The sequence below is a fragment of the Tranquillimonas alkanivorans genome (genome assembly GCF_900115595.1).
GTDB lineage: Bacteria > Pseudomonadota > Alphaproteobacteria > Rhodobacterales > Rhodobacteraceae > Tranquillimonas > Tranquillimonas alkanivorans.
This window is the reverse complement of the sequence record NZ_FOXA01000082.1, coordinates 1-1468: the sequence shown is the minus strand read 5'-3', so window position 1 is coordinate 1468 and position 1468 is coordinate 1. Positions and strand designations below refer to the sequence as shown.

General features: G+C 64.0%; 1 protein-coding gene and 1 pseudogene. Both read left to right on the top strand.

Annotated elements, in window-relative coordinates; genetic code table 11:
- A pseudogene (locus BM162_RS22245) lies at positions 1–186 on the top strand (amidohydrolase family protein); the annotation flags it as partial.
- 63 nt (positions 187–249) lie between these two features.
- Positions 250–1269, top strand: a complete 1020-nt coding sequence (locus tag BM162_RS22240; RefSeq protein WP_093426040.1) for a uroporphyrinogen decarboxylase family protein — start codon at positions 250–252, stop codon at positions 1267–1269.
- Positions 1270–1468: the final 199 nt, after the last annotated feature.

Genomic DNA, 1468 nt, shown 5'->3' with positions numbered 1-1468 from the left:
CCGGGCGCGGTGGTCACGCTGATGGAGCGGAACAACGTCGATACCGTCTTCGTCGCCGGGCAGGTGAAGAAGTGGGGCGGTCAGCTCGTGGGCTATGACGTCGAGCGCCTGCGCCAGGATCTCGAGGCCAGCCGCGACTATTTGTTTGAAGCCGCCGGCGTGGAGCACGACCTGTTCCGCCAATAGTTTCCTCCCTGGAAGGGCCGCCCCGAGGGGCGGCCCTTTTCATTCCATACAAGGAACAAAGTCATGCTCCTGCCCACTTCCCTCGTTGGCAGCTACTGCCAGCCCGATTGGCTCATCGATCGCGAAAAGCTTGCCGGCCGCTTTCCACCCCGCACCCGTGCGGAAGAGCTCTGGAGGATCCCTCCCGAGCACTTGGAGGAGGCACAGAACGACGCCACCCTCGTCGCAATCCGGGAGCAGGAGGAGGCGGGCCTCGACATCATCACCGACGGTGAGATCCGCCGCGAGAGCTACTCCAACCGCTTTGCAACCGCGCTGGAAGGCGTCGATCTCGACAATCCCGGCACGGCCTTGGACCGTTCTGGGCACCCGAACCCGGTCCCGCGCATCACAGGCAAGATCCGCCGCAAGCATGCGGTGGAGGTCGACGACCTGAAGTTCCTCAGGGCGCACACCAAGCGGATGGTGAAGATCACCCTCCCCGGGCCCTTCACGATGTCCCAGCAGGCGCAGAACGACTTCTACGGAAGCCCGGCCGAGGCCGCGATGGATTATGCCGCCGCGGTGAAGGAAGAGATGGCCGACCTCTTTGCCGCCGGGGCCAACATCGTTCAGCTCGATGAGCCCTACATGCAGGCCCGCCCCGAGGCGGCCGAGGAGTACGGGCTGGAGGCGCTGAACGCCGCTCTCGAAGGCGCCGCCGGGACTACGGCCGTGCATATCTGTTTCGGATACGCCGCGATCATCCACGAGCGCCCGGCTGGCTACTCATTTTTGCCGCAAATGAAGGCCTGCACCTGCGATCAGGTCAGCATTGAAACGGCCCAGTCCAACCTCGACACCTCCGTGTTGGAGAACCTCCGCGGCAAGACGGTGATCTTGGGCGTACTGGACCTTTCGGACCACAAGGTCGAAAGCGCCGAAACCGTCGCCGCCCGTATCCGTCGGGGCCTTGAGCACTCAGATCCAGACCGGATCGTCGTCGCGCCCGATTGCGGTCTCAAGTACCTGCCGCGCGACGTGGCGCGGGGCAAGTTACGGGCAATGGTGGAAGGCACGCGGATCGTAAGGGCGGAACTTTAACGGTCGACTACCGGTCCAACGGCATCTATGTCTGGACTGAGATTAGTCCCAGTGGGAAGGGCACGGTCGCGGTCGTCAGCGGCGCCCGTGCCCAGCCTATCACACCAGGTCGAAGCGGTCCGCGTTCATCACCTTGGTCCAGGCGGCGACGAAGTCCTTGACGAACTTCTCCTTCGCGTCGTCCGCGGCATAGACCTCG

Excerpts from the sequence above, each read along its gene's own strand:
- BM162_RS22240 (WP_093426040.1), top strand. The coding sequence starts at position 250 with ATGCTCCTGCCCACTTCCCTCGTTGGCAGCTACTGCCAGCCCGATTGG.